We start from the raw sequence: 26,698 nt of genomic DNA, 5'->3' as shown, positions 1-26,698 counted from the left end.
GCGTGTTCAAGCCGACACGCCGCCACGCGCCACCTGCTGCCGAACCTGCGCGTGCGTGCCGAGCGCGGCGGCAATCGCATCGACCGCTTCGGCCGCGCGCGCCGCGCCGCACATGAATGCGTCGACGGCCGCGAAGCGATGCTCGGGCCACGTGTGGATCGTGATGTGCGACTCGGCGAGCAGCACGACACCCGTCACGCCATGCTCGCCGCCGAAGTGATGGAAATGCGCGCCGATCACGCGCGCGCCGGCCTGCCGCGCGGCGCCGGTGAGGATCGCTTCCAGTCGCGCGGTGTCGCGCAACAGTGCCGCATCGATGCCGGCCAGATCGGCCAGCACGTGCGAGCCGAGCGTCGCGCGTGGCGGCTCGATCCCGTCGCGTGCGGTCATTTGTGCGACCCGTACGACGAGTAGCCGCTGCGGGCCGACGAACTGCCCCAGCCGCTGCCGCCCGAACCGCTGCCGCCGATCGACGCGCAGCTGAACAGCGTGACGACGAACAGGCCGTAGAGGCCGTAGAGGATGTACCGGATCACGACTTGCCCCCGTCCGACGCAAAGCCCTTCCACAGCCATTCCGGCAGCCACAGCACCAGCAGGCCGACCAGCACGTAGACGGTGCGGCCGCTGAACGAGAACAGCGTTCCCATGTTGAAGATCACGAGCAACGCGCTGAACACCCACGGCAGCGGCGCGAAACTCTGCGGACTTTTCCCGCCGAACAGGCCCGTCGACGCTGCCGCCCCCGAAGCAGCCGCCGCCGTCGCAAGCGCCGGCTTACTGAAGCGCTCGGCCAGCGCGCTGCCCGACAGCGGCCGGGCGCGCGACCAGACGATTTCCGCATCGCTGCGCTCGCGCGTCAGCTTGTCCTTCTGCCAGCCGTAATCGATGATCGACGTGCGATCGCCCACCTGCACGCGCCAGTTGAACGCACCGACCACGTAGACGACCTCCGAGTCATATTCCTCGCGCAGCCGGTAGGTCTTGCCACCGTCGGTCACGTCGGAATCGCTGCCGATCGTCGGCCATTGGTCGAGCACCTTCACGCGCTCCCAGCGCCCCTCGCTCTGCACCAGCCACAGGAAGCCGCGCTTCGGGTTCAGCAGCAGGTATTCGTCCCAGGTCTCGTCGTCGCCCGGCACGCGGCAGCGCATCATCCCGATCACCGTGTACTTCACGCCGTCGAACGTGCCGATCGCACCGAGTTCCAGCGCGCCCTTCACCGCGTCGAGCTTGCGCTGCGCCGCGAACACGGTCTGCTGCTCGGCCGTGCACTGCACGCCCGCGTGGCAGCTTCCGCATACGACGTAGTCGGCCACGTTCGGCAGATACGACAGCGGCGCGCCGCAGCTCGGGCACGCGAACGGCACCATCTCCGTGCCGCGCTTCTCGCGCGTGTCGTGTTCGGTGTCGCGCAGCCCGGTGAACGCCAGCGCGTCGAACTCCAGTGCCTCACCGGTGTAGACGGCCGGGCTGCCGCCGTTCGAGTCGGCGTCGGAATAATCGTAGGTCGCGAATGCGTTGCCGGTTCGCAGATCGACGACACGCGCCTCCCAACCCGCATCGATGCGGAACGGCGACTCGCCGTCGCCGCCCGTGCACCGCGCGGTACGCACGTCGGACACGAGATACGCGCGGCCGCCGTGGTCGATCCGCATGCCCGGCTCGAGCGTGCCGAACGCGGGCCATGCGCCGCCGGACGCATCGTCGGGCTCGCGCACCGTGACCGCGTACTGGCCCGACGCATCCGACAGCCAGCCGAACGCGCCGTCGTCGAACACGACGTACCACTCGCTCCACGCGCCGGCGTCGTAGGTCATCTGGATGCGCCCGAGCACCGTGAACGCGCGCTTGCCGTAGCGGCCAGCCGTGCCGATCTGGATCGGCGACGCATCGTCGAGCACCGTGGCCAGCTCGCCGATCCGTTCGACGTCGGCGCCGCGCTTGAGCAGCGTGCTGCGGCAGAACGCGCAGACGGCCATCACGGCCGCCGCCGAGCGAAACTCGACCGGCGCGCCGCACTGGGGGCACGAGGTGCTGAACATGCGCGACGTTTACCGGGTGAGCTTCGCGAGGATCTCGGCCTTCGCGCGCGAATATTCGTCTTCGGTCACGAGCCCCTTGTCGAGCAGCGCCTTCAGCTGTTCGAGCCGCTGCACGTAATCGGTGCCCTCGGCCGGCGCGGCAGCGACGGGCGCCGCGGCGGGCGCGGGCGGTGCGGGCGGCGCCGGTTGCGCGGCGCCCGCGATCTGGCCGGCCATCGCCTGCCCGATCGCCGCACCGGCGGCGAGCCCCGCGCCGACCCCGGCGATGCCGCCCGGGTTCTGCGCGGCGAGCGGAATCGCCTGCGCGGTCTGGTATTGCGTGGCACGTGCAAGATCGCCGGCCATCCCCGCGCCGATCCGCAGGTCGAGCGCCTTCTGCAACTCGGCCGGCAGCGACACGCTTTCAACCGCGAACGCGTCGAGCGCGAGCCCGTAGCGCGTGAATACCGGCACCAGCGCCTCGGCGACGCGCTGCGACAGCAGCGACTGGTTCGCGGCCATGTCGACGAACGGCACGTCGGCCGAGCCGAACGTCGTGCTCATCGCGGTGACGACCAGGTTGCGCAACTGCTGCTCGAGATCGTCGACCGTGTACGCCGCGCGCGTGCCGCTGACCTCGCGGTGGAACGCGGCCGCATCGACGATCCAGTACGAGTAGATGCCGAACGCGCGCACCTGCACGAAGCCGAATTCACGATCGCGGATCGTCACCGGCTGCGCGGTGCCCCAGCGCCGGCCGAGCTGCAGCCGCGTGCTGAAGAAGTAGACGTCCGACTTGAAAGGCGATTGAAAGAATTTATCCCAGTTCTTCAGGTACGTGAGTACCGGCAGCGTATTCGTTTCCAGCGTGTACAGCCCCGGCTGGAACACGTCGGCCACCTTGCCTTCGTTGACGAAGATCGCGACCTGGGTTTCGCGCACGGTCAGCTTGCCGCCGTACTGGATCTCCTGGTCTTCCATCGGATAGCGCCAGGCCAGCACGCCGTCGGTGTCTTCCGTCCATTGCAGGACGTCGATGAACTGCTTGCGGATGAATGAACCCAGACTCATGTCGGTCTCCTCGAAACGCGTGGCGCGTCAGGTCAGGCAGGCGGCATTGATGATGCCGACGACGAGCGACGCGGTGCCCATCAGGCCGCCCATCGCGACGTTGCGATCCTCGATTGCATGATTCATGCCGGGCATCAGGCGCGTCAGCGCCGCATAGGTGATCAGTTGCACGATCATCGCGCCGACGGCCCAGATCACGACTTCGCCGAGCGTCGAGTTGTGCGCGATGCTGGACGCGAGCGTCAGGCAGAAACCGATCAGCGCGCCGCCGAACGACAGCGTCGCGGCCGCGTTGCCGTCGCGGATCAGCGCCAGTTCGTCGAACGGGGTGACCTTCAGGTACACTGCCGCGAACACAAGAAGCAGCACGAACGCCGACAGTAAATGAACCGCATAAAGATAGGCACTATTCATTCTTTTCCTCGGATTTTGTGCTCGGTTCGCCGCCCCGTCGCCGGCCGGCCCGCACGGGCCCAGCTGACAAAAATCCGCGCCAGTATATCCACATTGCCGAACACTGCACAACGGATGCGCCATGCTGCATAGGCGTGCGCTCGTCCTGTCGATTCTCGTGCTCGCGTCGTGCGGGCTCGGCTACGAACTGATCAGCAGCGCGCTGTCGAGCTACCTGCTCGGCGATTCGATCCTGCAGTTCTCGTCGGTGATCGGCACCTATCTGTTCGCGATGGGAATCGGCTCGTGGCTCGCGAAGTTCGTCGAGGACGACGACGTGCTCGACCGCTTCGTCGACATCGAGCTGCTCGTCGGCCTGCTCGGCGGCGTGTCGGCCGCGCTGCTGTTCGCGGTGTTCGCATGGCTCGCGGCGCCGTTCCGCGCGGCGCTCTACGCGCTCGTGCTCGCGCTCGGCCTGCTGATCGGGATGGAGATCCCGCTCGTGATGCGCGCGTTCCAGCAACGGCGCCAGGCCTTCCGCCACACCGTCAGCGAAGTGCTGACCTTCGACTATCTCGGCTCGCTCGCCGTGTCGCTGATCTTCCCGCTCGTGCTCGCGCCGCGTCTCGGCCTGCTGCGCACGAGCTTCCTGTTCGGGCTCCTGAACGCGTTCGTCGCGCTGTGGACGACGCACCTGTTCCGCGACGAGATCCGCAACGTACGCGGCAAGCTGATGCACGCGGCGCTCGTGATCGGGCTGCTGGTCGCCGGGTTCGCGCTGTCGGACCGCATCACGCACTGGGCCGAGCATGGCGTGTACGGCGACGAGACGATCTATTCGGAAACGACGCCGTACCAGCGCATCGTGCTCACGCAGTGGCACGACGACATGCGGCTGTACCTGAACGGCAACCTGCAGTTCTCGTCGCGCGACGAGCATCGCTATCACGAGGCGCTGATCCATCCGGCGATCGGGGCGCTGCCGTGGGCGAAGCGCGTGCTCGTGCTCGGCGGCGGCGACGGCCTGGCGGTGCGCGAACTGCTCAAGCACCGTAATCTCGAACAGATCACGCTCGTGGACCTCGATCCCGCGATGACGAAGCTGTTCTCGACGTCCGTGCCGCTCGTCAAGCTGAACCAGGGGTCGCTGAAGGACCCGCGCGTGCACGTGATCAACGATGACGCCGTACGCTGGCTCGAATCGAATGCCGACGTGTACGACGCGATCGTCGTCGACTTCCCCGATCCGACCAACTTCGGGCTCGGCCGGCTGTATTCGGTGCCGGTGTTCCGGCTGCTCGCGCGCCACCTGTCGGAGAACGGCTATGTGGTGATCCAGTCGACGTCGCCGTACTTCGCGCCGCACGCGTACTGGACCATCATCGCGACGCTGCACGAAGCCGGGCTCAACACCTGGCCGTATCACTGCTACGTGCCGTCGTTCGGCGACTGGGGCTTCGTGATCGCCGGCAAGCGCCGCGACTTCACGGTGCCGACGCACTACTCGGTGCCGACGCGCTGGCTCGACGCGCAGACGGCCGCCGAGATGTTCCACTTCCCGGCCGACATGCCGGCACTGCCGATGTCGCCGAACGAACTCAACGACCAGCCGCTCGTGCGCCGCTTCGACGACGACTGGAAACACGTGCTGCGCTGATGGACCGCCGTACGTTCCTCGTCGCGTCCGCGGCCGCGTCGCTCGCCGCATGCGGCCGCACCGGCTGGATCGAGACGACGCCGCGCGTCGGCTACCCCGGCATGCGCGAAGGCCACGCGCTGCGCGACCATGCCAGGCTGCCGCCGCCGTCGGGCACGATCGAGACGGATGTCGCGATCCTCGGCGCCGGCGCGGCCGGACTGTCGTGCGCCTGGCAGCTCGCGCGCGCAGGCCACAAGCGCTTCACCGTGCTCGCGGGCCCCGAATTCGGCGGCAATGCGGCCGGCGGGCGCTTCGGCGATCTCGGTTATCCGAAAGGCGCGCACTACCTGCCGCTGCCGTCGCTCGAATCCGCGCATCTTCGCGACATGCTCGCCGATCTCGGCGTGATCGAATCCGCGCCGTTCTCCATGCGCCCCGTGTACGACGAGCGCGCGCTCGTGCACGCGCCCGACGAACGGCTCTTCATCGCCGGCCAGTGGCAGGACGGCATCGTGCCGACCGCCGGCCTCGGCGCCGACGAGCTCGCGCAGCAGGCGAAGTTCTTCGCGTACACGGACGGACTGCGCGCCGCGCGCGGCACCGACGGCCGCAAGGTGTTCTGCATCCCGATCGCCGAATCGTCGCGCGACCCGCAATGGCGCGCGCTCGACCGGCGCTCGTTCCGCCAGTGGCTGCTCGACGAGGGCTACACCGCGAAGGCGCTGCACTGGTACCTGAACTACTGCTGCCGCGACGACTACGGCGCGGGCTACGAGCACGTCTCCGCCTGGGCCGGCCTGCACTATTTCTCGTCGCGCGGCGGCCATGCAGGCGATGCGAGTGACGGCGCGGTGCTGACCTGGCCCGACGGGCTGCACACGATGGTGACGAAGCTGGGCGATTCGATCACCGCGCGCACCGGCTCGAACGCGTGGTCGCGGGACGGCTTCGCGGTGCGCGCGACCGAACGCGCAGGCGGCGTCGACGTGCTGTGCGCACGCATCGGCGACGACGGCACGCTGTCGACGTTCACGCTGAAGGCGCGTCGAGTCGTGAGCGCGATGCCGCTGTTCGTCGCGGCGCGCGTGTTTCCGCAGCTTGCCGCGTATGGCTTCGAACCTGCGCGCGACCTGCCGCCGCGCGCGCCGTGGCTCGTGTCCAATTTCCTGCTCGAAGGGATGCCGGCCGAAGCAGCAGGCGTGCCGCTCGCGTGGGACAACGTCGTCTACGACGGCGCGGCGCTCGGCTATGTGGTGTCCACACACCAGTTGATCCGGATGTCGCCGCCGACGCGCTCGGTCTTCTCCGCGTATCAGGCGTTGAGTACTCAGACGCCTGACGATACGCGTCGCTGGCTCGCGCAGGCGCAGCCCGACGCGTTGCGCGAGCAGGCGGCGATCGACCTGCAGGCCGTCTACGGGCGCGAACTGTGGAAACACGCGACGGCACTCGAGATCACCGTGCGCGGCCACGCGATGGCGACGCCCGACGTCGGCTTCCTGAGCCGGCCCGGCCTGCTCGCGCTACGCGATGCCGACGGCCCCGTCGTGTTCGCGCATGCCGACCTGTCCGGGCTGTCGCTGTTCGAGGAAGCGTCGTACTGGGGCACGCTCGCGGCCCGGCGCGTGCTCGCCTGACGGCCGACGTTCGTCATTGCGGCGCCGCCGCCACCCGCTATAATCGCGCGACATTCCGACTGCATCGAGCAGGCCGACGGCGCCGCACCGTGCGATGCGCCGCATGCCCTCCGCGACAACAACAATGACGAACCGTACCCTTCGACGCCTTCACCCGCTCGTGCGCGCCGCCGCGCGCGTGCTCGCATGCGCCCCGCTGCTCGGCGCGCCGCCGGCGCTGCATGCGGCCGACACGGCCAGCACCGCCGCCTCCGGCATTGAGCCGGCCGCCGGCCGTTACATCGTCGTCGACACCGGCCATACGCCGGCGCACCCCGGTTCCACCGGTGCGAGCGGCCGCGTCGAATACCTGTACAACCTCGATCTGTCCGGCGCGGTCGCCGAAAAGCTCGCCTCGCACGGCGACCGCGTGCTGCGCACGTCGGCCGACGGCCGCGAGATCAAGCTCGATCAACGCTCGACGCAGGCGCCCGACGCAAACCTGTTCGTGTCGATCCATCACGACTCGATGCAGCAGCAGTTCATCGACGCGGGCCGGCAACGCGAATTCCGCGGCTTTTCGGTGTTCGTGTCGGAGCGCAATCCGCACTATGCGGAAAGCCTGCGCTGCGCGAAGGCCATCGCCGAGCGGCTGGTCGCGGCTGGCGAACGGCCATCGCTGTATCACGCGCAGCCGATCCGCGGCGAGAACCGCCCGCTGATCGACCCGCAACTCGGCATCCACCGCTTCGACGATCTCGTCGTGCTGCGCACCGCGCCGATTCCGGCCGTGCTCGTCGAAGCCGGCGTGATCGTCAATCCGGACGAAGAAGCACGACTCGCGCGGCGCGAGACGATCCAGCGCCTGTCCACCGCGATAGCGGGCGGGATCGACGCATGCACGACGCCGCAATGAATGACGATATCGCCCGTCGGTCTCAACGGTTTTCACCCAGTCAGGAGCATCACAATGAAAAAGAAGAATCTGTTCGCATCCTGCGCGCTGCTCGCGCTCACCGTTCCATTCGCCGCTCACGCGGCCGGCTGCGGGAAGCCGCGCAGCGCGTTCGACCAGGTGTACTGCACCAGTACGCAATTCTCGCAATCCGACCGCGATCTGAATGACGAATACGGCCGCCTGCGCAAGCAGCTGAGCGGCGACCAGCAGGCGACGCTGAAGGCCGGTCAGCTCGCGTGGCTGAAGCAACGCGACGCGCAGTGCAGCGAGACGCGCGGCAGCAGCTATCTCGTGGATATCCAGTGCGCGAACGACATGACGCAGTCGCGGCTGTCGTTCCTGCGCGAGCGTGAGCGCGAATGCTCGAGCACCGGGTGCGTGACGTCGAAGCTCGGCGAGTAAGGTCGTCGCACATGCCGTGCCGCGATGCGCTTCGCGGCATGGCACGCTCGAAAGGAACGACGATGCGGCATGAATTCTCCGAAGTCCTCAACGACCTGATCGACTGTTTCCTCGTCGGCGATCTTCTGCTGCTGAAGCGCTACAAGGAAACCCATCGGCTGTCGGACAACGTCGCGTCCGAGTTCACGACCGGCGACAGCGGCGACCATGCCGTGGTCGACGGTATCGTCATTCCGCTGGCCGGCATCGAGAATCATCCGTACACGATCATCTTCACGCTGGATAACGACACACCCGAATTGCTGAAGGCCGGCAGCCGCCTGCAGCATCGCCGCGGCGGATACGTACTGCGCGTCGAGCATCGTTCGGTGATGCTTTACACGTGGCGCATTCTCGAACGCCTCACCGACGAGACGGTGAACGCATTGCTCACGCGTTATCGCGAACCCGGCAGGCCCGTGATCGAACTCGACAACGGCTGGTACGACGTCGAAATCCTCGGCGGCGAAGTACCGCGCAACGGCTGGTTCGAGCCCGCGTTCGAGTTCGTGCTGAAGAAAACCGAGATGCCCGCCGACGCATCGCAACTGGATCTCGGCTACAGTTTCGCAATCGCCGCCAGCCTGGATCCGGCGGATTGAAACCCGCGCGCTGCAACGCGGCGCATGGCAACCGGTCAGGCGAGGCACGCATGGCACCGAACACCACGACGATCGACATCCGCGCCGCCACCTCCGCCGACGCACCGGCCATCGCCGATATTCACGTTGCGTCGTGGCAAGCCACCTACACGGACATCATGCCGGCCGCGTTCCTCGCCGGCCTGTCGGTCGAAAAGCGCACGGCCGCGTGGCGTTACGCGCTCGACGCCGGACGGCCGCGCGTCGCGCTCGCGATGACGAACGACCTGCCTGCCGGCTGGATCGCCTACGGTCCGACGCGCGACACCGACAAGGATCGCGCATGGGGAGAAATCGAAGCGATCTATCTGCATCCTTCGCATTGCGGCCGGGGCATCGGCGCGGCGCTGGTCGATCACGCATGCCGGTCGTTGCATGATGCCGGCCATGCATGGGTATCGCTCTGGGTCCTGATCAAGAATCGACGCGCCAGGGCGTTCTACGAACGAGAAGGCTTCGTCGCCGAGGACGACATCAAGACGTTCGAAATCGACGGGACGCCGATCGAAGAAGTGCGCTACTGGCGCGCACTTCCCTGATCGGCTTCATCGACCGGCGCGGCCATCAAAGGAACCACCGATACTCCCGCGCGCCGATCTCGTTGCGGAAATCCAGTTCCTCCTGCCGCTTGTTCTCGCAATACACCATCACGAACTCGCTGCCGAGCCCTTCGCGCACGGCCGGATGATCCTGCATCGCGGCAACCGACGACAGCATTTCCTTCGGGAAGTCGATGCCGCTGCCGCGATCCTCGTTGAGCGGCGCAATCGGCTCGCGCTTCGCATCGAGCCCGTGCTCCATCCCCGACAGGATCGCCGCGAGCACCAGATACGGATTCGCATCCGCGCTCGCGAGCCGGTGCTCGATGCGCAGGTTGCGTGCATCCGACTCCGGAATCCGGATGCACGCGTCGCGATCCTCGAAGCCCCAGCTCGCACGGCTTGCCGCGTTCACCATCGACCCGTAGCGCCGGAACGCGTTGTGATTCGGCGCGAACACCGGCATGCAGTGCGGCAGCAGCGCAAGGCAGCCGGCCACCGCGTACCGCAATGGACGCTGCCCGTCCGCCGCGAGCAGGTTGCGGCCCGCGTCGTCGTACAGGCTCACGTGCACGTGCATCCCGCTGCCCGGCGCATGCAGGTACGGCTTGCCCATGAAACTCGCGCGATAGCCGTGCCGCAACGCGACGCCGCGCGTGCTGCGGCAGAACATCGCCGACCAGTCGGCCGCGCGCAGCGCATCGTCGGTGTGGCCGAAATTGATCTCGAACTGGCCGGGCCCGAGCTCGGCGGTGATCACCGTCGCGTCCACCCCCTGCTCGCACGCGACGTCGACCATCTCGTGCAGCACGTCGGAGAAGCGCGACAGCCGCTCGATATGCATGTTCGGCTGATCGTCGCGATCGTCGCTCAAACGGTCGCGCGGAAACTGCGGCAGCCCCTCCGCGAGTTGCGCGTCGAACAGGTAGAACTCGAGCTCGAACGCGACGACCGGCCGGATGCCGCGCCGTGCGAACCGCTTCAGCACGCGCGCGAGCACCTCGCGCGGCTCGAACTCGACCGGCGAATCGGTGCCGTCGGTCGTGATCAGCATCTGGCCGAGCGGTTGCTTCTCCCAGGTCACCGGCTTCAGCGTGCCGGGGATCAGCCGACGCACGGCGTCCGGGTCGCCGTCGTTGAAACAGTAATCGCCGATCTTGTAGAGCCCGCCCTGCGTGCCGAGCAGGATACAGTTCTGCGGCAGTTTCAGCAGCGAACCGGCCGCGACCTTTTCCAGCGCATCGATCGGATAGCGCTTGCCGTAGAAGTGTCCGGGCAGGTCGAGGCAGATCAGGTCGACATATCGGATTTCAGGGTGCGCCTGCCGGAATGCGCGGACTTCATCGACCAGCGCGGGAACGACGTCAGCCATGTCTCATCCTTTCCATGTCTTGGTATGGCGGTGCCGCGACGCGGCGAACCGGATTCATGCGGCACACGTGACCCTGTGAGCCGCATTTCAATCAGTACTGCAAACAGGCTGCGTGGCGCGACCGCTTGCAACACTGCGCGCCCCGCGGACAACTCAGGTGAATACCCAGATCACGCGCGTCGGCGCGTCGGTCAGGTTGGCGTAACGGAAGCGCTTGTGCGCGGGAAGCTGGAATGCATCGTTCGGCCCGAGCGTGACGGGCGTGTCGTCACCGTCGACCCAGATCGTCAGTTCGCCTTCGAGCACGAAGCCGCCCTGCTCGTCGCTGTCGTCGACCGGCCGCTCGCCGCTGCTCGCGCCCGGCGCGAGATGGCTTTCGAGGATCGAGAAGCGCGAACGCATGTTCGGCGACACGAGCATGTCGGTAATGCCGGCCGCGTAATACACGGTGCGCCGCTCGTCGGGCCGCGTGACCCACGGCACGCTGCGCGGCTTGCTCAGGCTGTAGAAATACGTGGTCGGCACGCCGAGCGCCTCGCCGATCGCGGTGAGATCCGCGACCGTCGGGCGCGACAGCCCGCGCTCGACCTGCGACAGAAAGCCGACCGAGCGGCCGATCCGTTCGGCGAGATCGTTGAGCGTGACCTTGCGATGCTTGCGCAGGTCGCGGATCAGGATCGCCAGACTTTCTATCTCTTCCTGTTCGTTCATGACGGGTTCCGGTGGATCAGACGGTATCGCGCAGACGGTACCAGGCCTTGCCGATCGCTTCCAGCGGCGCGGCGAGCCGGTCGCCGCCAGGGAAGCGCGGATTGCGGATGCGCTGGTACTGCGCGAGCAGGCGTTCGTCGCCGAGCACGGCGTCGGCCACCGCGCGCGCGCCGGCGAGCGTCGGGAGCACGCCGTGCCCCGAGAAGCCCTGCAGCCAGAAGCGCTGCCCGTGGCGGCCGATATCCGGCGTGCGCCGCATGCTGATGTCGATATGGCCGCCCCACGCGTAGTCGAGCGGCACGCCGGCCAGCTGCGGGAACACGCGTTCGAGATGCGGTCGCGTCGCCGCCGCGATATCGGTGGGAATGCCGCCCAAGTACGTGCAGCCGCCGCCGAACAACAGCCGGTTGTCGGGGCTCAGGCGGAAGTAGTCGGGCACGAACTGGTTGTCGATCACGCAACTGTTCTGCGGCAGCAGCGCCCGCGCGACGTCCGGCGCAAGCGGTGCGGTCGCGACCTGGTACGTGCCGACCGGCAGCAGCCGGCGCGCGAGATCGCGATCGAGGCGGTCGACGTATGCGTTGCACGCCAGCACGAGCACGTCCGCGCGCACTTCGCCGTGCGCCGTGCGCGCGACGTGGCCGCCGGCCGCCTCGCGGCAGTCGAGCGCGCGGCTCTGTTCGTAGATGCGGCCGCCCGCGCGCTCGATCGTCTGCGCAAGGCCGAGCGCGAGCTTCAGCGGATTCAGGTGGCCGGCCTCCGGATCGTGGAGCGCCGCGAGATAGCGCGTGCCGCCGATCCATTCGGGCATCTCGTCGCGGCCGATCACGCGCAGCCGGTCGTAGCCCCAGCGCTCGGCCGCCTCGTCGCGGGCCTGTTCGAGCATCGCGACGCGGCGTGGTCGCACGGCCGCCCACAGGCTGCCGGGCCGGTAGTCGATGTCGAAGCCGTGCCGCACCGGCAGTTCGCGCACTTCGGCCGCCGCCCAGCGCATGCTGTCCCACAGCAGGCGCGCGCCGTCGCGGCCGAGCGAATCCTCGAGCGGCTGCATGTCGCACGACCAGCCGAGCAGCGCCTGGCCGCCGTTGCGGCCCGACGCGGCCCACGCGACACGGCTTGCCTCGAGCACGACCACGCGCTTGCCGGCGAGCGCCAGGCGCAACGCCGTATGCAGCCCGCTGAAGCCCGCGCCGACGACGAGCACGTCGGCGTCGATGCGTTCGTCCAGCTCCCGACGAAGCGGGATCGGCGCCGGGTAGGTGCCCGCGTAGTAGCTTGCGACGTGTCGGTCGGACTGCACGAACATGCGGACTCCGTGAAATTTACGCCGAGAAATTTCATGAAAAATTAGCACGACAATTTCACGCGAGCAAGCACGTCGAAAAGCGCCCGGTGCGTCGGGAGAATGAAAGATTGCCCGCGTTCCGGCACGTCGATTGCACTGGCAGAACCGTGCCGCCCGGCCGTCCATGTCTTCTTCCGGGCACGGGCGCGGCAGATAATGGCTGCAGTCCCGCACCGCACGCATCCGCGAACCGCGCATCGCCACAGGGAGGCACTCCCGCATGACCACGCCATTCAGGCTGGGCGACCATGTCCGGTGGAATTCCGAAGCCGGCTACGTGACCGGCACGATCGTCGCGATCCACACCGCCGACTTCGACTACAAGGGCCACCGCCATCGCGCATCGCCCGACGATCCGCAGTACGAGATCAAGAGTGACCGCACCGACCACATCGCCGCGCATCGCGGCCGCGTGCTCGAACGCATCGACGGCAAGGACGACGCATGACGCTTCCGTTCTACACGATCGGCCATTCGAACCGCACGCTCGACGAATTCGTCGGGATGCTCGATGCGGTCGAGATCGCGCTGCTCGCGGACATCCGCAAGATGACGCGCTCGCGCACCAATCCGCAGTTCAACGAAGCGACGCTGCCCGATGCGCTCGCCGCCGACGGCATCGCATACGAACACATCGCCGCACTCGGCGGCCTGCGCGGCAAGTCGCACGACGTGCCCGACGACGTCAACGACTTCTGGACGAACCGCAGCTTCCACCGCTACGCCGATTACGCGCTGTCGCCGGCATTCCACGCAGGCCTCGACCAGCTGATCGCACAGGGGCACGCACAACGCTGCGCGATCATGTGTTCGGAAGCCGTGTGGTGGCGCTGTCACCGTCGCATCGTGTCCGACTACCTGATCGCGCGCGGCGAGACGGTGCTGCACATCATGGGCCCCAGCCGCGTCGAGCCCGCGCGCCTCACGACCGGCGCGGTCGTCCGTCCGGACGGCACGATCGTGTATCCGGACGTCGAAGGCGACGCCGCCGCGCCTGACGAAAACACCTGACCGGGCGCGCGACACCGCACGCCAGCCTGCGCGCAGTACCGGCTTCCTGCCGCTGCGATCCTGCATTACCATCGGGCGTCCACCGCGCCTGCCCGCATCCGGCAAGCGGGCCCGCCACCTCTCCCGTTGCACACCGATGCTCGCTCTCATCATCGTCGCCGGCCTCTGGGCCGGCCTTCAGAACGCCCTCGCGGGCGGCGGTTCGTTCGTCACGCTGCCCGCACTGATCGTGTCGGGCATGTCGCCGCTCGCGGCCAACATCACGTCGACGGTCGCACTGTTCCCCGGCCAGGTGACGACGGGCTGGGCGAGCCGCAACATGGTGAGCGGCGTGGGCAGGCTGCCGTTTCGCGCACTGTTCGCGATCAGCGTGGCCGGCGGCGCGCTCGGCGGCCTGCTGCTGCTGAAAACGCCGTCGTCGATCTTCTCGCACCTGGTGCCGTGGCTCGTGCTGTTCGCGACGGTCGTGTTCGCGTGGGGCAGTTTCTTCCGCAAACCGGGCGCAGGCGCGCAACATCTCGGCCCCGTCGCGGCCGGGGTCTCGCAATTCCTGATCGCGATCTACGGCGGCTACTTCGGCGGCGGCATCGGGTTCCTGATGATGGCCGCGCTGACGATGGCCGGCCTGCCGCCGCGTCACGCGATGTCGACCAAGAACGCGCTCGCTGGCGTGATGAACGCGTCGGCGGTCGTGCTGTTCGTCACCTCGCCGCACCTGCACTGGCGTGAGGCGATCGCGCTCGGCTGCGGCGCAATCGTCGGCGGCCTGCTCGGCGCGTGGGCGCTGCATCGCGTGAACGAACGCGTGCTGCGAATTGCAATCGTCTGCATCGGCGTGCTGCTGACCATCGGGTTGTTCGTCAAACCGATCTGACGCACGCACACCGTTGCCGCGGCAGTCTCCGACTCACCGTCGGCGGCCCGGCACAAAGCGATCCTGCTCGGCGCGAGCCTCCACGATTTCCTGCTGCGGCGTCCTGTCCGGCCCGGCCTTCGCGTTCACCCGAACGGCCGCACACCGATCAGCAGGCCGTGCAGGAACAGCGCGAACACGGCCCAAGCGACGAGTCCGGCCGCAACGGCCGCGACGTCACCGGCCAGCCCACCGGCCGGATAACGGACGCCGTCGCGGCGATCGCGTGCGCGCGACACGACGAAATCGACGATCGCCCACACGAAGAACGCACCGAACAGCACGACCGCGTGCACGGTGCCGTTCACGAGCAGGTGCGCGACCGCCCAGACCATCACGCCGGCCAGCATCGGGTGCCCGACGAGCGTCTTGATCCGGTTGCGCGGCACGTACGACGCCGCGATCAGCACGAACGCGACCGCGGTCAGCATGCCCGTCAGGTGACGCACGCCAACCGGCGACACCCACAGCAGCGTCGCGCCCGCGCGGGCGATCCCGTACCCCCAGACGATCAGGACGAAGCCGACGATCGACGCGATCGAATAACCGCCCTTCCAGCCCTTCTCGCCGATCCGCTCGATCGTCGTGGACCGCCAGCCGTCGGCGACGATCCGGATCGAGTGCACACCGAGGAAGATCGCTAAACCGAGAATCAGGACGAGCATCGACTGTCTCCGTCTGAAATGATGAATGGGGAAACATCCCGCGCGGCGTACGATGCGCCGTTCGCGGAGCCGGCGGCGAGGCCGGCGCGGGCCGCGCCAGGCACGGGCGCAACCCGCGCCGATCATAAACGCCGGGGCCGCCGTTGTGAAGCATGGAGGACGTGCGGCGCGTCAAGCTCGATGCGTTCGACCGTCCGGTCGTGCGGGCCCGTGGCCGTTCAGCGCACCGATCGCCCGGTGATGGGTACGCCTGAAAGAAAGGACGGCGAAAAGCGCGAGGCTGCCGCTTTGCGCGACCGGTACTACGGTACTACGTCTGCTTGCGCTTCGCCGGTTGTGTCGGTGCCGGCTCACGCGCGGATTTCGATGCCGGTTTGGCTTTCGCCACCGAGGCCTGCTTCGGCGTGGACTTCGACGCCGTCCCGGATGCCGTCTTCCGCGCAGGTTTCGGCGCGGATTTCGGTGCAGGCTTCGGCGCGGATTTCGATGTCGTCCCGGCACCCGCCTTCGACGCCGGTTTCGGCACGGCCCTTGCCTTGCGCTTCGGCGGCCCCGCCAGCAGCGCCGCGCGATACGCGCTGCGGCACCAGTCGAACAGCGCGCCCGCATCCTCGAGCACGTCGGCCGGCGTTTCGTAATAGCCCTCGAGCGCGACGGTGCGTGTGGGCCTTGAATACGAGAACGGCCCCATACCCGCCGCGACGAACGCCGGACGGTTCACGTCGTCGACACGCAGGAACAGCGACCCGCGCGACATGAAGCCGAACATCACGCCATCGAGCCGCATCGCCGCCCCGCTGAAGAACCGTGCGACCTCGACCGTGCCGAGCGGCGCGAGCTGGTACGCGATCTCCTCGCCGTGCGCCTTCTCCGACTGCCAGCTCATGCGGCCACCTCGCAGCGCTGCGTCCACGCATCGAGTTCGGCGTCATCGAAACCGGCGGCCACCGCACTCTCGCGAATCTGCCGCCACGTCGCGCGGTCGACCGGGATGCCGGCGGCCCCGCGTGCGGCGCGGCTCGCCTCTTCCGGCTCGCCGGGCACCAGCACCGGCGCATCGCCGGCCTGCGGCGACGCCTTTGCCCACGCGACGAACGCATCGGCCTCGCGCTCGGCGTCGGCCGCTGCGAACGCGTTCGGGTCGATCAACACCGACAGCATCCCGTTGACGATCGCGCTCGTCTTCTGCAGCGTATCGCCGTGCGTCGTATGACCGCCGACCAGCGCGCCGCCGAAGATCTCGCACATCGCCGCGAGCGCATACCCCTTGTGCAGCCCGAACGGCAGCAGCGCGCCGAACGGCTGTTCGTGCATCACGGCGGGATCGTCGGTCGGCTGGCCGCGATGATCGATCAGCGACCCGGCCGGCACGCGCTTGCCCTGGTTGTAGGCCACACGTGTCTTGCCGTACGCGATCGCGCTCGTCGCGCAATCGAGCAGCAGCGGCGGCTTGCCCGCCCGCGGATACGCTGCGCAGAATGGGTTCGTGCCGAAACGCGGGTCGGTACCGTGCAGCGGCGCGACGAGCAGGTCGCCCGGCACGTTGACGAAATGGAACGACGCGAGCCCCGAGCGCGCGCACTGCTCGGCCCAGTGTCCGATGCGGCCGAGGTGGTGGACGTCGCGCAGCCCGATCGCGCAGAGCCCCATGCGCCGTGCGCGCTCGATCCCTTCGACCATCGCCTCGAACGCGATCACCTGGCCGAAGCCGCGCCCGCCGTCGATCGTCAGCACCGCGCCGCCGTCGCGGACGATCGACGCGTGCCCGTTCAATTGCAATTGCCCTTCCCGCCACGACGCAACGTAGTTCGGGATCATCCCGATCCCGTGCGAATCGTGGCCCGCGAGATTCGCGCCGACCAGGTGATCGGCGACGAGCCGCGCCTCACGCTCGCTGCTGCCGGCCCGTTCCCAGAGTGCCGCGACGAATGCATGCAGCGGTTCGGCGCGCATGCGCAGCGGTTCGGTATCGGGCGTCGGCAGTGCAGTCATCGGCAACACTCCATCAGGTCGGGCCCGATCGGGCAATCGGTACTTCAGGCGTAGCGACGATCAGCGCGCGGTCGCGATCACGTCGGCAACCGCCGCGGTCAGCTTCTTCGCGTACGGCACGTGCAGGAACTCGTTCGGGCCGTGCGCGTTCGACTTCGGCCCGAGCACGCCGCATACCATGAACTGCGCTGCGGGGAAGCCTTCCTGCAGCACGTTCATCAGCGGGATCGTGCCGCCGAGGCCCATGTACGCGCAGTCGGCGCCGAAGTGGCGGCGCGACGCGGCGTCGAGCGACGACGCGAGCCACGGCGCGAGATCGGGCGCGCTCCAGCCCGTCGCGGCACCTGCGTCCGGCTTGAACGTGACCTTCGCGTTGTACGGCGGATCGAGTTCGAGCAATTCCTTCAGCTGCTGCACGGCCTGCGCGGCATCGACGAGCGGCGGCAGGCGCAGCGACAGCTTGAACGCGGTGCGCGGGCGCAGCACGTTGCCGGCATCGGCGAGCGCCGGCATGCCGGCCGCGCCGGTGACCGACAGCGACGGACGCCACGTCGAGTTCAGCAGCGCCTCGCGCGGATCGGTCGTGGTCGGCAGCACGGGCTTGCCGTCCGCACCGCACGCCCACGGCAGCCCCTTCCACACCATGTCGCCGAGAATCGCGGCGGCCGCCTCGGCTTCGCGCACGCGGCTCGACGGAATCTCGCAATGGAACACGCCCGGCAACAGGTTGCCGTTCTTCGCATCTTCGAGACGTTCGAACAGCTGGCGCATCACGCGGAAGCTCGACGGCGCGATGCCGCCGTAGACGCCCGAATGGATGCCTTCTTCCAGCACCTCGACCTGCAGGTCGCCCGACACGAGGCCGCGCAGCGACGTGGTGAGCCACATCTGGTCGTAGTTGCCGGCGCCCGAATCGAGGCAGACGACGAGCGACACCTGGCCGAGCCGGTCGCGCAGCGCGTCGACGTACGGCAGCAGGTCGTAGCTGCCCGACTCCTCGCAGGTCTCGATCAGGCCGACGCAGCGCGGCCGCTCGATGCCCTGCTCGTCGAGCGCGCCGAGCGCCGCGAGGCTCGCGTAGATCGCATAGCCGTCGTCCGCGCCGCCGCGGCCGTACAGCTTGCCGTTCTCGAATTTCGGCGTCCACGGGCCGAGGTCCGCGCGCCAGCCGTCGAATTCGGGCTGCTTGTCGAGGTGGCCGTACAGCAGGATCGTGTCGGTGCTGCCCGAGCGCGTGGCGGGCGTCTCGAAGAAGATCACCGGCGTGCGGCCCGGAAGGCGCACGATCTCGAGCTTCAGGCCCTTCACGGGTTGACGCTCGGCCCACTGCGCGGCATCGGTGACGACGCGCTCGAGGTAGCCGCGCTTCGCCCAGTCGGGGTCGAATGCGGGGCTCTTCGCGGGAATCGTGATGTAGTCGGTCAGCGCGTGGAGGATTTCATCGTTCCACTTGCGCTCGATGAAGGTAACGAGCTTGTCATGGTCGAGGACGGGGGTAGTGTCGACGGAAGTCATGGTGGGGGTGCCTGGATCGGGCTGACGAAAACCCAGATCATACGCCGATGCTCCCCCGCCGGCGCCTCCTTCCTGGCCGTTCAGACGACCTTCGGGAACGCGTCGCGCAGCCCTGCCGCGCAGGCCAGCGCGTCGTCCCACAGGCGCCGCGTCAGTGCCCCCGCATCCTCCTCGCGTGCGAGCGCCGCGGCCTCGCCCGACCACAGCAGCGAGAAATCGTCGCGGCCCTGCCGCTCGAACGCGCCGCGCAGCGGATCGACCGCGGCCGTCGCTAACGGGAACGCCGGCGCGAGCGCACTCATCGGCCCCTGCTCGCGCATGAAACGCGTCAGCAGCCCGCGCGCGGGGCGGCCCGTGTACAGGTTGGTCATGCGCGTGCCGTCGTCGCGTGCGGCACGCACGGCCGCACGATGCTGCGCGGAGCGGCCGGCCTGCGGCGTCAGCAGGTAGCCGGTGCCGATCTGCACCGCGCGTGCGCCGAGCGCGAACGCGGCCGCGATGCCGCGCCCGTCGGCGATCGCGCCGGTCGCGATCACCGGCGCGCGCACCGCGTCGACGATCTGCGGCAGCAACGCGAACAGGCCCGGTTGCGCATGAATGTCGTCGGTCAGGAACATCCCGCGATGGCCGCCGGCCTCCGCGCCCTGCGCGACGATCGCGTCGACGCCGCGCGCATCGAGCCAGCGTGCTTCCTCGACGGTCGTCGCGGACGAAATGACCTGCGCGCCCGTGCGTCGCACGCGCTCGAGCAGCGTGTCGTCCGGCAGCCCGAAATGGAAACTCACGACGGCCGGCCGCAGTTCCTCGACGACAGCACACATCGCGTCGTCGAACGGCGCGCGGCCGGGGCCGCCCTTCACGCTGCCGGGATCGAGCCCGGCTTCCGCGTAGTAGCCGGCGAGCGCCGCGCGCCAGCGCGCGTCGACCTCGGCGTCGGGCGCGGGCGGCGCATGACAGAAGAAGTTCACGTTGAACGGCGCGGGCGTGCGTGCACGGATCGCCGCGATCTCGTCGCGCAACTGCTGCGGGCCGAGCGCCGCGCATGCGAGCGAACCGAGCCCGCCGGCTTCGCACACGGCGATCGCGAGCGGGCTCAGCGAGCCGACCATCGGGGCCTGGATCAGCGGCAAACGGGAAGGTAGTGTCGTCATCGGCATCCTGGTTCGGAATGAACGGTCATCGTCATGTCGGTCGTCGTTGTCGTCGTCGCGCACGATCCACCCGGTCCGGCGCGCGCTATCGTCCGCCGCGATCCATCCCGCGCCGGTACGCGGCGGGGCTCGTCGCCGCGACGCGCCGGAAGTGCCGACGCAGCGATTCCTCCGAGCCGAATCCCGCGCGCGCCGCGACCTGCGCGAGCGACAGCGCGGGCTGCGCCTCGAGCATGTCCTTCGCGACGTTCACGCGCTCGCGGATCAGCCACGTGAGCGGCGACATCCCCGTCGCATCCGCGAACTGTCGCTGCAGCGTGCGCGTGCTCATCGCGGCCTGCGCGGCGAGCGACGCCAGCGTGTGCGGCTCGGCCGCGTGCGCGCGCATCCAGTCGATCAGCTTCGCGAGCCGGTCGGTGCCGCCCGGCGCGACCGGACGCGGCACGAACTGCGCCTGCCCGCCGTCGCGGTGCGGCGGCAGCACGAGGCGCTGCGCGACACGGTTCGCGATCGCGCCGCCGTGATCGCGGCGCACCAGATGCAGCAGCATGTCCAGCCCCGCCGCCGAGCCGGCCGACGTGACGATCTGCCCTTCGTCGACATACAACGCATCGGGATTCACGCGCAGCGCCGGATAGCGCGCCTGCAGGCGTTCCGCGTAGCGCCAGTGGGTCGTCACCGTGAGCCCGTCGAGCACGCCGGCCGCCGCGAGCACGAATACGCCCGAACAGATCGAGCAGAGCCGCGCGCCGCGTCGATGCGCGGCCCGCAGCTTCTTCAGCAACGGCTCGGGCGGCAGTTCGTCCGGATCGCGCCAGCCTGGAATCACGATGGTGTCCGCGCGATCGAGCGTCGCGAGCCGGTACGGCGCGGCGACCGTGATGCCGCCCGCCGCGCGCACCGGCCCAGGCTCGCTGGCGCATACCGCGAAGCGATACCAGTCGACGCCGAGTTCGGGGCGCTCGAGCGCGAACAGTTCGACCACGCAGCCGAATTCGAACGTGCAGAGGCGATCGTAGGCGAGCGCGACGACGAGATGATTGTGCATGGCGCGATGTTACCGGAACTTGTCGATCACGCCACTGCCGCAAAACCGGCCGAACCGCGATACTGCCCTTCATCCCGGCGCGTTCCGCGCCCTTCGACCCGGAGAACCTGCCCATGTCCTACGTCACCGACGTGCCCGCTGCCGACAGCCCCGCCGCCCTCGCGCATTTCGAGGCCTCGCTGCGATTCGAGACCGATTGCTGGGACGTGCACGACGCGTTCGCGTCGGGCACGCCCGATTTCGTCCTGCTCGACGTGCGCGGCCCCGACCAGTTCGCCGCCGGCCATGTGCCCGGCGCACGCAACCTGCCGCACCGCAAGATCATCGAGAGCAAGCTCGCCGGTTACCCGGCCGGCACGCTGTTCGTCGTGTACTGCGCGGGCCCGCACTGCAACGGCGCCGCACGCGCGGCGATCCGGCTCGCGCGCCTCGGCCGGCCCGTCAAGCTGATGATCGGCGGCATGACCGGCTGGCTGGACGAAGGTTTCGCGTTGAGCAACGAAGTGCAGCCGATGAACGCCGAAGCCGGCTGATCGTCATTAAAAGCGCAACAATCAATTGCCGGCACACGAACGGAAAAAGCGCGACAATCAGCCTCATTGCAGTTCGGACGGAGCAGCACCATGCATGATGAAGTCCTGATTCAAGTGGCCGGTTCAGTCGCCGCGATCGCGATCTATTTTCTGCCGGCCGTGATTGCCGACAGGCGCGGCCGGCACGACAAGCTGACGATCGCGATGTTCAACGCGCTGTTCGCGTGGACCGGCATCGGCTGGCTGATGACGCTGTACTGGGCCTGCCAGCCGAACCCGCGCACCGACGTCGCGCAGGCGATCCTCGCGAAGCGCCGCGGCATCAGCATGCGGACCTTCTCGACCGGCCTCGTCGAACGCGTGCAACGCCGTGTCGCCGCCCAGGAGCAATGGGCCGAGAAGCAAGGCTGCCGTTAGGTCCCTTTTTCTCCTTCACCGTGCCGCGTCGAACTTCGGCATCCTGACGTTGGTCGACGCGCGGTAATTCCAGTTCAATCCCTCGTGCGGCGGCCAGCCGCCTGCGCGCAAGCACGCCCCGAACGCCCCTGCCGTCACCGCCCGCGCGATCCGCTCGCCCGGGCAGCCATGCGGCCCCGTGCCGAAACCGAAATTCGGCCCCGCCACGCGGCCGGGCGTCAGCCGGTGCGGTTCGCGGTGCACGGCCGGGTCGCGGTTCGCTGCAGCGAGCACGACGAGAATCGCGTCGCCGGCTTCGACGGCCACGCCTTCGATCGTCGTACGCGCCGCGACGAAGCGGCGCGTGTTCTGCACCGGCGAATCGAAGCGCCCGACTTCGGCGACGAATGCGTCGAGCGCGGCGTCGTCCGGCACGGTGCGCCCAGCGTGGGCTTCCCCGTTCCAGGCGACCAGCGCGTTGCCGAGCCACGCGGCCGTCGCTTCACATGTCTGCGACAGCAAGCCGACGAGATTCGCGACCAGCCCGCCGCTCGCCTGCCAGCCCGACGCGCGGGCCGCCTGCTGCACGGCGGCGACGAGCGTGCCGTCGTGCGCACGCGTCTGTGCGACACGCTCGGTCATCCGGTCGAGCAATTGCCGTGCGCCTTCGCTCGCACGAGCCAGCGCCTCTGCATCCGACAACGGCGACAGCGCGGCGACGAAGTCGACAACCCGCGCCGCGATGTCGTCGAGCTGCGTTTCGTCGAAGCCGAGCAGATCGGCAACCGCGCAAACGGGCACGGTCATGCACCACGTATTCAGCGCGGCGGCGTCACCCGGCGCCGGCAACCGGCGCGCGGCAAGCTGCGCCGCGCGATCGCGCAGCGCATCCGTGTCGATCGGCGCGAACGCCGCACGCAGCGCCTGCTTCGGCACGTCGTGCCGCAATGCGCCGTCGTTCATGCGCACCAGCTCGCCGAACAGCGCGCCGGCCGTCGTGCCGCGCAACGCGGGCGGCACGGGCGTGTCCAGCGGGCGAACGCGGCAGGCCGGATGGCCGAGCACGGCCGTCACGGCCGACGCGCGGCTCGCGACCCACAGGCCGAGCGTAGCGTCGAACGCGAGCGGCGGCCCGTCGACGAGCGTCGCGTAGTAGGGATAGGGATCGCGGTGCGTCACCGCTGCAATGGGATCGGTCGGGTTCATGCGCTCAGTATCGATGCAGTGCATCGCCGCATGTTTCGGGTTCGCGTGAAATGTCGCTGCGCGGGTGCCGCGCGTCGCGGCATCGCAACGACAGGCAATCGTCAGGCGGCCGACCGGTAGCGGTGCGACTGCATGCGCATCCGGACGCGCCCGGCCGAAATCGCCCGCGGCTCGGGCACGACCGTGTCGTGAGGGAACATTTCCTGCCGGAATTCGCCGTTTTCGTCGAACCACTGGCAGATCAGCCAGTCGCCGTCGTCGAACACGACCGGCCCCGCATACGTGACGGTCATGCGCGGCCCGCCGGTTTTCAGCGTCACGACATCGCCGACGCGAAACCTGACGCGCTGATTTTCTCGGTTCGTCATCGCTCTCTCGGATTTTATATATTGATATTCCCGGCGGCCCGCCGACCGGTCATTTGAATGTGCCGCAGATTATCAATCAAAAAACCCGACAGCAACTGCCAAAATCAAAAAAGCATCGCTCGGGAAAATGCAACGATGCGCGGCATCGGCACGCGCGGCGGACCGCTGCCCGCCCGATCCGGTGCGGTTTGCGCGGAGGATCGGGCCAAACGGGGGAAATGCGGGGAATAGACGATGGTTTTCGCGCCGCCATCGGCGGTTAATTCAGATGTGAAATAGATTGATTATTGTCAATCAACGTTTTCACTGGAAACGATCCCATGTTTTATTGACGATCATTCGCCGAACTGAATCGGCGAATTATCGGGTGCCGCGAACCAGCGGTTGATGTCGCGCCCCGGCACGGCCGTCTGCGCGAACGTGAACGTGCCGTCGCGCGCCATCTCGGTCGCGGCGCGCAGGAACGCACCGAGCGCGGCCCGCGCCAGCGCGCCGCCGACGCTGACGCGCTTCACGCCGAGCGCCGCCAGCTCGTCCAGGCTCAGCAGCCCGCCCTGCAACCCCATCACGACGTTCACGGGCGCGCCGACCGCCCGTGTCACGGCCGCGATTTCGCCGGCATCGGTGATGCCCGGCGCATACAGCACGTCGGCGCCCGCGTCGCGATAGGCGACGAGCCGTGCGATCGTGTCGTCGAGGTCGCGGCGGCCGTGCAGGTAGTTTTCGCAGCGCGCGGTCAGCGTGAACGGAAACGGCAGCGCACGCGCCGCTTCGACGGCCGCCGCGATGCGCTCGACCGACGCGTCGCGCGCGTAGATCGGCGCATCGGCGCGGCCCGTCGCGTCCTCGATCGAGCCGCCGACCGCGCCGGCCTCGGCCGCGAGCCGGATCGTTTCCGCCACCGTGTCGGGCGCGTCGCCGAAACCGTTTTCGAGATCGGCGCTCACCGGCAGGCCGCCCGCGGCAACGAGATCGGCAATATGGTCGAGCATCGCGTCGCGGTCGATCGCGTTGTCGGGCTGGCCTTTCGAAAATGCGTAGCCGGCGCTCGTGGTGGCGAGCGCCTCGAAACCGGCCATTGCCAGCAGGCGCGCGGTGCCGGCGTCCCACGGGTTCGGGATGATGAACGCGCCGGGGCGCGTGTGCAGCGATCGGAAAGCTTCGGCGTGGCGGGCTTGCAGGTCGAAACGGGTCATCGTGGACTCCCGGTTGGTGATGACGGGTGAGCTTACGCCGGTCGTGCACGCGACGTTTCAGCGATAGCCGAAATGTCGTCGCACGACCGGAAAAAGTCCGAGGCGCCGGATGCGCGCTGCCGGCCGCCTTCGCTTACGTCGATGCAGGCGCCTCGCCGTCGATGCCGAGCAACACGTCGGTGACGGCCTCGGAGAACCGCATCGTGCGGCCGTCTACCAGCACGGCGTCCGGTTGCGACGGATCGCGCGTCGCGTGCGGCACGCCATGTGCGATCAGCACGCGCGCGCATGCTTCCCAGTCGGGTACGTCGGCGCCCTCCGGTTCGTTGACGGACGCCCACGACAACGTGCCGAGCGCGTCGCTCCCGAATCCGTGCTGCTCGCGCCAGCTTGCGCCGTGCGCGAGCAGGAACGCCAGCAGCTCGGCATCGCCGCGGAACACCGCATGATTGAGCGCGCTCGCGTCCCAGTCGCCGCCGCGCGCGGCGATCGGCCAGCCCAGTTCGACCATGACCTTCACCGCGTCACGCGAACCCCAGGCGGCGGCATCCGGCAGCTGCCGCAGCCGGTCCCCGGTCAGCGCCGCCGGCAATTCGGGATGCTGCGCCTGGATGCGCCGCGCGTCGTCGGCGTCGGCCCGTGCGCAGGCCGCCACGAACGCGTCGTCCGCGCCGAGCGCCTCTTCCGCGCCGGCGTCGCGCAATAGCGCCGCGACGTCGGTCAACCCGGCCTGCATGGCCAGCCGGTACGCACTGACGCCCGCCGGCGTGCAGGCACGGGGATCGGCGCCGGCCGCCAGCAGCGCGGCGACATGGCGCGCCGAGCAGCGCACGCCGATCGCGCGCAGCAACGGCGCGCCCCACGTCTGCGCGAGCCCCGCTCCGGGCGGCTCGTTCGCGTCGCCACCATGCGCGAGCAGCAGCTCGAGCGCACCCGCATCGTGCATGTCGAACGCACGCCGCAAGGCATTCGTGCCGCCCACCTGCGCGCCATGCTCGAGCAGCACACGCGTGCAGGCCGGATTTTCCAGTGAGTGATACAGCGATTCGCCGTCGTTCGGGTCGGCGCCGGCCTCCAGCAACATCGCCGTGAGCACCGGATCGCGATTGACGCCCGCGGCGCCATACAGCGCCGACAGCGGCGCCGACTCGTCAGGCTCGGCAAGCGAAGCCGGCGGGAACCGGTTGCCGATCCGCTGGTTCGGATCGGCGCCCGCGTCGAGCAGATGACGCGCGCAAGCGCGCAGCCTGACGGCGAACGCCGGAATCTGCCCGAGCCGCGAATGCGTGACCGCGACCAGCGGCGGCAGCTTCAGCGCACCGTCGGCACGCGCGATCCAGCCGGGATCGGCGGCCAGCGCCGCCTTCACGACGTCGAGATCGCCGGCCGCGCACGCGATGGCCGGATCGGCCGACACGAGATCGGGTTGGTCGAGCAGCAACTGCGCGGCGACGCGCGGCCGCGCCGCGTCGCCACCGCCGGTCACGTCGCCGCCGTAGGCCAGGCCGAGCCAGCGCCGGACCAGCAGCGACCGCTGCTGCCGCGCGAGCGCCTGTGTTTCGACGAATACGCCGAGATCGGCCCACGACGCGAAACCGTACTCGCGCGCAATGCAGGACTGTGCGTCGTGCAGGCGCAACCCGAGCGCGAGCGCTTCGTCGTGCGTGCGGTTCCGGGCGGCGGGGAGAAACCGGACGAAGCGGGCGACAGCCTGCGCGTCGCCTTGCCGGTACAGGCGCAACAACGCCTTGGCCTGCTTTTTCAGATGGTCGGGATGAGCGTTGGGAGGCAGCTTGTTCATGCGGATCCTCGTGCACAAATGGCCGAAGGTCCGCAATACCGCCAGCACAAAGGATGGGGGAAAGACTGGATTTGTTGCGACAGGTGGGTTCAACCCTTTCCGCGGACCCGGAAGCGACCTGCATCGCTGCCCGGTATCGTAGGCGACGGCCAGC

General features: G+C 68.7%; 29 protein-coding genes. 11 read left to right on the top strand and 18 right to left on the bottom strand.

The annotated features are described in order from the left end of the window. Positions 1 to 6 precede the first annotated feature (6 nt). Genes speD through DIE03_RS09330 form a run of 5 tightly spaced genes read right to left on the bottom strand, consistent with a single transcriptional unit; the run spans position 7 to position 3,508 of the window. Positions 7 to 390 carry an adenosylmethionine decarboxylase gene (speD, locus tag DIE03_RS09345; RefSeq protein WP_124449593.1) on the bottom strand — a complete coding sequence of 128 codons (384 nt, stop codon included), beginning with the start codon at positions 388 to 390 and terminating at the stop codon, positions 7 to 9. Continuing rightward, positions 387 to 536: a hypothetical protein gene (locus DIE03_RS38200; RefSeq protein ID WP_185658142.1), complete on the bottom strand. Its 150-nt coding sequence runs from the start codon at positions 534 to 536 to the stop codon at positions 387 to 389. Before DIE03_RS38200 ends, speD begins: the two co-directional genes overlap by 4 nt. Further along, positions 533 to 2,044: a DUF4178 domain-containing protein gene (locus tag DIE03_RS09340; RefSeq protein ID WP_124449591.1), complete on the bottom strand. Its 1,512-nt coding sequence runs from the start codon at positions 2,042 to 2,044 to the stop codon at positions 533 to 535. Before DIE03_RS09340 ends, DIE03_RS38200 begins: the two co-directional genes overlap by 4 nt. Before the next feature lie 9 nt (positions 2,045 to 2,053). Beyond that, the gene (locus tag DIE03_RS09335) at positions 2,054 to 3,094 is read right to left on the bottom strand and encodes an SPFH domain-containing protein (RefSeq protein ID WP_124449589.1); all 1,041 of its coding nucleotides are present in this window, start codon (positions 3,092 to 3,094) and stop codon (positions 2,054 to 2,056) included. 27 nt (positions 3,095 to 3,121) lie between these two features. Next, positions 3,122 to 3,508, bottom strand: a complete 387-nt coding sequence (locus DIE03_RS09330) for a DUF350 domain-containing protein (protein ID WP_059239663.1) — start codon at positions 3,506 to 3,508, stop codon at positions 3,122 to 3,124. Positions 3,509 to 3,629: 121 nt separating this feature from the next. On the opposite strand from DIE03_RS09330, the gene DIE03_RS09325 reads away from it, so the two are divergent. From DIE03_RS09325 to DIE03_RS09300, 6 genes are all read left to right on the top strand, one after another. Beyond that, positions 3,630 to 5,144: a polyamine aminopropyltransferase gene (locus DIE03_RS09325; RefSeq protein ID WP_124449587.1), complete on the top strand. Its 1,515-nt coding sequence runs from the start codon at positions 3,630 to 3,632 to the stop codon at positions 5,142 to 5,144. Beyond that, on the top strand, positions 5,144 to 6,763 hold the full coding sequence (locus tag DIE03_RS09320) for an NAD(P)-binding protein (RefSeq protein ID WP_124449585.1): 1,620 nt from the start codon (positions 5,144 to 5,146) through the stop codon (positions 6,761 to 6,763). Before DIE03_RS09325 ends, DIE03_RS09320 begins: the two co-directional genes overlap by 1 nt. Before the next feature lie 124 nt (positions 6,764 to 6,887). Continuing rightward, the gene (locus DIE03_RS09315) at positions 6,888 to 7,658 is read left to right on the top strand and encodes an N-acetylmuramoyl-L-alanine amidase (RefSeq protein WP_124449583.1); all 771 of its coding nucleotides are present in this window, start codon (positions 6,888 to 6,890) and stop codon (positions 7,656 to 7,658) included. A 54-nt stretch (positions 7,659 to 7,712) separates the two neighbouring features. Beyond that, positions 7,713 to 8,102, top strand: a complete 390-nt coding sequence (locus DIE03_RS09310) for a lysozyme inhibitor LprI family protein (protein ID WP_124449581.1) — start codon at positions 7,713 to 7,715, stop codon at positions 8,100 to 8,102. Positions 8,103 to 8,164: 62 nt separating this feature from the next. Beyond that, positions 8,165 to 8,743 (top strand): hypothetical protein, encoded by a 579-nt coding sequence (locus DIE03_RS09305; protein WP_124449579.1) that lies wholly within the window; start codon positions 8,165 to 8,167, stop codon positions 8,741 to 8,743. A gap of 50 nt (positions 8,744 to 8,793) precedes the next feature. Further along, positions 8,794 to 9,321: a GNAT family N-acetyltransferase gene (locus tag DIE03_RS09300; protein ID WP_124449577.1), complete on the top strand. Its 528-nt coding sequence runs from the start codon at positions 8,794 to 8,796 to the stop codon at positions 9,319 to 9,321. 25 nt (positions 9,322 to 9,346) lie between these two features. Here DIE03_RS09300 and DIE03_RS09295 read toward each other — a convergent pair whose 3' ends face one another. The 3 genes from DIE03_RS09295 to DIE03_RS09285 all read right to left on the bottom strand — a co-directional run bounded on the left by DIE03_RS09295 (position 9,347) and on the right by DIE03_RS09285 (position 12,710). After that, complete coding sequence (locus DIE03_RS09295; RefSeq protein WP_124449575.1) at positions 9,347 to 10,693, bottom strand: glutamine synthetase family protein; 1,347 nt, start codon at positions 10,691 to 10,693, stop codon at positions 9,347 to 9,349. A gap of 153 nt (positions 10,694 to 10,846) precedes the next feature. Next, positions 10,847 to 11,404 carry a helix-turn-helix domain-containing protein gene (locus DIE03_RS09290; RefSeq protein ID WP_124449573.1) on the bottom strand — a complete coding sequence of 186 codons (558 nt, stop codon included), beginning with the start codon at positions 11,402 to 11,404 and terminating at the stop codon, positions 10,847 to 10,849. Between the two features lie 16 nt (positions 11,405 to 11,420). Continuing rightward, on the bottom strand, positions 11,421 to 12,710 hold the full coding sequence (locus tag DIE03_RS09285) for an FAD-binding oxidoreductase (RefSeq protein ID WP_124449571.1): 1,290 nt from the start codon (positions 12,708 to 12,710) through the stop codon (positions 11,421 to 11,423). Positions 12,711 to 12,969: 259 nt separating this feature from the next. Between DIE03_RS09285 and DIE03_RS09280 the strand changes: the two genes are divergently transcribed. From DIE03_RS09280 to DIE03_RS09270, 3 genes are all read left to right on the top strand, one after another. Continuing rightward, positions 12,970 to 13,197, top strand: coding sequence for a DUF2945 domain-containing protein (locus tag DIE03_RS09280; RefSeq protein ID WP_124449569.1), 228 nt, complete (start codon positions 12,970 to 12,972; stop codon positions 13,195 to 13,197). Continuing rightward, on the top strand, positions 13,194 to 13,760 hold the full coding sequence (locus tag DIE03_RS09275) for a DUF488 family protein (RefSeq protein ID WP_124449567.1): 567 nt from the start codon (positions 13,194 to 13,196) through the stop codon (positions 13,758 to 13,760). Before DIE03_RS09280 ends, DIE03_RS09275 begins: the two co-directional genes overlap by 4 nt. 136 nt (positions 13,761 to 13,896) lie before the next feature. Further along, positions 13,897 to 14,634 carry a sulfite exporter TauE/SafE family protein gene (locus DIE03_RS09270; protein ID WP_124449565.1) on the top strand — a complete coding sequence of 246 codons (738 nt, stop codon included), beginning with the start codon at positions 13,897 to 13,899 and terminating at the stop codon, positions 14,632 to 14,634. A gap of 125 nt (positions 14,635 to 14,759) precedes the next feature. Here DIE03_RS09270 and DIE03_RS09265 read toward each other — a convergent pair whose 3' ends face one another. The 6 genes from DIE03_RS09265 to ftrA all read right to left on the bottom strand — a co-directional run bounded on the left by DIE03_RS09265 (position 14,760) and on the right by ftrA (position 21,044). After that, complete coding sequence (locus DIE03_RS09265; RefSeq protein ID WP_124449563.1) at positions 14,760 to 15,338, bottom strand: NnrU family protein; 579 nt, start codon at positions 15,336 to 15,338, stop codon at positions 14,760 to 14,762. 310 nt (positions 15,339 to 15,648) lie between these two features. Next, complete coding sequence (locus DIE03_RS09260) at positions 15,649 to 16,224, bottom strand: TfoX/Sxy family protein (protein ID WP_124449561.1); 576 nt, start codon at positions 16,222 to 16,224, stop codon at positions 15,649 to 15,651. Next, positions 16,221 to 17,330, bottom strand: a complete 1,110-nt coding sequence (locus tag DIE03_RS09255; RefSeq protein WP_124449559.1) for a malate/lactate/ureidoglycolate dehydrogenase — start codon at positions 17,328 to 17,330, stop codon at positions 16,221 to 16,223. The genes DIE03_RS09260 and DIE03_RS09255 overlap by 4 nt, the downstream gene beginning before the upstream one ends. Positions 17,331 to 17,390: 60 nt before the next feature. Next, complete coding sequence (locus tag DIE03_RS09250; protein ID WP_124449557.1) at positions 17,391 to 18,845, bottom strand: M20 family metallopeptidase; 1,455 nt, start codon at positions 18,843 to 18,845, stop codon at positions 17,391 to 17,393. Positions 18,846 to 18,925: 80 nt separating this feature from the next. Then, positions 18,926 to 19,996 (bottom strand): nitronate monooxygenase family protein, encoded by a 1,071-nt coding sequence (locus DIE03_RS09245; RefSeq protein ID WP_124449555.1) that lies wholly within the window; start codon positions 19,994 to 19,996, stop codon positions 18,926 to 18,928. An 85-nt stretch (positions 19,997 to 20,081) separates the two neighbouring features. Beyond that, positions 20,082 to 21,044 carry a transcriptional regulator FtrA gene (gene ftrA / locus DIE03_RS09240; protein WP_124449553.1) on the bottom strand — a complete coding sequence of 321 codons (963 nt, stop codon included), beginning with the start codon at positions 21,042 to 21,044 and terminating at the stop codon, positions 20,082 to 20,084. Positions 21,045 to 21,157: 113 nt separating this feature from the next. Here ftrA and DIE03_RS09235 point away from each other — a divergent pair, with 113 nt between their 5' ends. Together DIE03_RS09235 and DIE03_RS09230 are read left to right on the top strand one after the other, a co-directional pair. Next, complete coding sequence (locus tag DIE03_RS09235; protein ID WP_124449551.1) at positions 21,158 to 21,577, top strand: rhodanese-like domain-containing protein; 420 nt, start codon at positions 21,158 to 21,160, stop codon at positions 21,575 to 21,577. Positions 21,578 to 21,667: 90 nt separating this feature from the next. After that, the gene (locus DIE03_RS09230; protein WP_124449549.1) at positions 21,668 to 21,994 is read left to right on the top strand and encodes a superinfection immunity protein; all 327 of its coding nucleotides are present in this window, start codon (positions 21,668 to 21,670) and stop codon (positions 21,992 to 21,994) included. Positions 21,995 to 22,009: 15 nt separating this feature from the next. Here the strand turns inward: DIE03_RS09230 and DIE03_RS09225 are convergent, their stop codons facing one another. The 4 genes from DIE03_RS09225 to DIE03_RS09210 form a co-directional block, all read right to left on the bottom strand. Next, complete coding sequence (locus tag DIE03_RS09225) at positions 22,010 to 23,179, bottom strand: cytochrome P450 (protein WP_124449547.1); 1,170 nt, start codon at positions 23,177 to 23,179, stop codon at positions 22,010 to 22,012. Between the two features lie 101 nt (positions 23,180 to 23,280). Then, positions 23,281 to 23,547, bottom strand: a complete 267-nt coding sequence (locus tag DIE03_RS09220) for a YodC family protein (protein ID WP_011354382.1) — start codon at positions 23,545 to 23,547, stop codon at positions 23,281 to 23,283. Positions 23,548 to 23,882: 335 nt separating this feature from the next. After that, the gene (locus DIE03_RS09215) at positions 23,883 to 24,743 is read right to left on the bottom strand and encodes an oxaloacetate decarboxylase (RefSeq protein WP_124449546.1); all 861 of its coding nucleotides are present in this window, start codon (positions 24,741 to 24,743) and stop codon (positions 23,883 to 23,885) included. Positions 24,744 to 24,876: 133 nt separating this feature from the next. Continuing rightward, positions 24,877 to 26,544, bottom strand: a complete 1,668-nt coding sequence (locus DIE03_RS09210) for an ankyrin repeat domain-containing protein (protein ID WP_124449544.1) — start codon at positions 26,542 to 26,544, stop codon at positions 24,877 to 24,879. Positions 26,545 to 26,698 lie beyond the last annotated feature (154 nt).

The sequence above is a fragment of the Burkholderia sp. Bp8992 genome (genome assembly GCF_003853705.1).
Lineage (GTDB): Bacteria > Pseudomonadota > Gammaproteobacteria > Burkholderiales > Burkholderiaceae > Burkholderia.
Note: the sequence above shows the minus strand (reverse complement) of the source record. Positions and strands in the feature narration are given on the sequence as shown.

Excerpts from the sequence above, each read along its gene's own strand:
- speD (WP_124449593.1), bottom strand. The coding sequence starts at position 390 with ATGACCGCACGCGACGGGATCGAGCCGCCACGCGCGACGCTCGGCTCG.
- DIE03_RS09340 (WP_124449591.1), bottom strand. The coding sequence starts at position 2,044 with ATGTTCAGCACCTCGTGCCCCCAGTGCGGCGCGCCGGTCGAGTTTCGC.
- DIE03_RS09335 (WP_124449589.1), bottom strand. The coding sequence starts at position 3,094 with ATGAGTCTGGGTTCATTCATCCGCAAGCAGTTCATCGACGTCCTGCAA.
- DIE03_RS09330 (WP_059239663.1), bottom strand. The coding sequence starts at position 3,508 with ATGAATAGTGCCTATCTTTATGCGGTTCATTTACTGTCGGCGTTCGTG.
- DIE03_RS09325 (WP_124449587.1), top strand. The coding sequence starts at position 3,630 with ATGCTGCATAGGCGTGCGCTCGTCCTGTCGATTCTCGTGCTCGCGTCG.
- DIE03_RS09320 (WP_124449585.1), top strand. The coding sequence starts at position 5,144 with ATGGACCGCCGTACGTTCCTCGTCGCGTCCGCGGCCGCGTCGCTCGCC.
- DIE03_RS09315 (WP_124449583.1), top strand. The coding sequence starts at position 6,888 with ATGACGAACCGTACCCTTCGACGCCTTCACCCGCTCGTGCGCGCCGCC.
- DIE03_RS09310 (WP_124449581.1), top strand. The coding sequence starts at position 7,713 with ATGAAAAAGAAGAATCTGTTCGCATCCTGCGCGCTGCTCGCGCTCACC.
- DIE03_RS09305 (WP_124449579.1), top strand. The coding sequence starts at position 8,165 with ATGCGGCATGAATTCTCCGAAGTCCTCAACGACCTGATCGACTGTTTC.
- DIE03_RS09300 (WP_124449577.1), top strand. The coding sequence starts at position 8,794 with ATGGCACCGAACACCACGACGATCGACATCCGCGCCGCCACCTCCGCC.
- DIE03_RS09295 (WP_124449575.1), bottom strand. The coding sequence starts at position 10,693 with ATGGCTGACGTCGTTCCCGCGCTGGTCGATGAAGTCCGCGCATTCCGG.
- DIE03_RS09290 (WP_124449573.1), bottom strand. The coding sequence starts at position 11,404 with ATGAACGAACAGGAAGAGATAGAAAGTCTGGCGATCCTGATCCGCGAC.
- DIE03_RS09285 (WP_124449571.1), bottom strand. The coding sequence starts at position 12,710 with ATGTTCGTGCAGTCCGACCGACACGTCGCAAGCTACTACGCGGGCACC.
- DIE03_RS09280 (WP_124449569.1), top strand. The coding sequence starts at position 12,970 with ATGACCACGCCATTCAGGCTGGGCGACCATGTCCGGTGGAATTCCGAA.
- DIE03_RS09275 (WP_124449567.1), top strand. The coding sequence starts at position 13,194 with ATGACGCTTCCGTTCTACACGATCGGCCATTCGAACCGCACGCTCGAC.
- DIE03_RS09270 (WP_124449565.1), top strand. The coding sequence starts at position 13,897 with ATGCTCGCTCTCATCATCGTCGCCGGCCTCTGGGCCGGCCTTCAGAAC.
- DIE03_RS09265 (WP_124449563.1), bottom strand. The coding sequence starts at position 15,338 with ATGCTCGTCCTGATTCTCGGTTTAGCGATCTTCCTCGGTGTGCACTCG.
- DIE03_RS09260 (WP_124449561.1), bottom strand. The coding sequence starts at position 16,224 with ATGAGCTGGCAGTCGGAGAAGGCGCACGGCGAGGAGATCGCGTACCAG.
- DIE03_RS09255 (WP_124449559.1), bottom strand. The coding sequence starts at position 17,330 with ATGACTGCACTGCCGACGCCCGATACCGAACCGCTGCGCATGCGCGCC.
- DIE03_RS09250 (WP_124449557.1), bottom strand. The coding sequence starts at position 18,845 with ATGACTTCCGTCGACACTACCCCCGTCCTCGACCATGACAAGCTCGTT.
- DIE03_RS09245 (WP_124449555.1), bottom strand. The coding sequence starts at position 19,996 with ATGACGACACTACCTTCCCGTTTGCCGCTGATCCAGGCCCCGATGGTC.
- ftrA (WP_124449553.1), bottom strand. The coding sequence starts at position 21,044 with ATGCACAATCATCTCGTCGTCGCGCTCGCCTACGATCGCCTCTGCACG.
- DIE03_RS09235 (WP_124449551.1), top strand. The coding sequence starts at position 21,158 with ATGTCCTACGTCACCGACGTGCCCGCTGCCGACAGCCCCGCCGCCCTC.
- DIE03_RS09230 (WP_124449549.1), top strand. The coding sequence starts at position 21,668 with ATGCATGATGAAGTCCTGATTCAAGTGGCCGGTTCAGTCGCCGCGATC.
- DIE03_RS09225 (WP_124449547.1), bottom strand. The coding sequence starts at position 23,179 with ATGAACCCGACCGATCCCATTGCAGCGGTGACGCACCGCGATCCCTAT.
- DIE03_RS09220 (WP_011354382.1), bottom strand. The coding sequence starts at position 23,547 with ATGACGAACCGAGAAAATCAGCGCGTCAGGTTTCGCGTCGGCGATGTC.
- DIE03_RS09215 (WP_124449546.1), bottom strand. The coding sequence starts at position 24,743 with ATGACCCGTTTCGACCTGCAAGCCCGCCACGCCGAAGCTTTCCGATCG.
- DIE03_RS09210 (WP_124449544.1), bottom strand. The coding sequence starts at position 26,544 with ATGAACAAGCTGCCTCCCAACGCTCATCCCGACCATCTGAAAAAGCAG.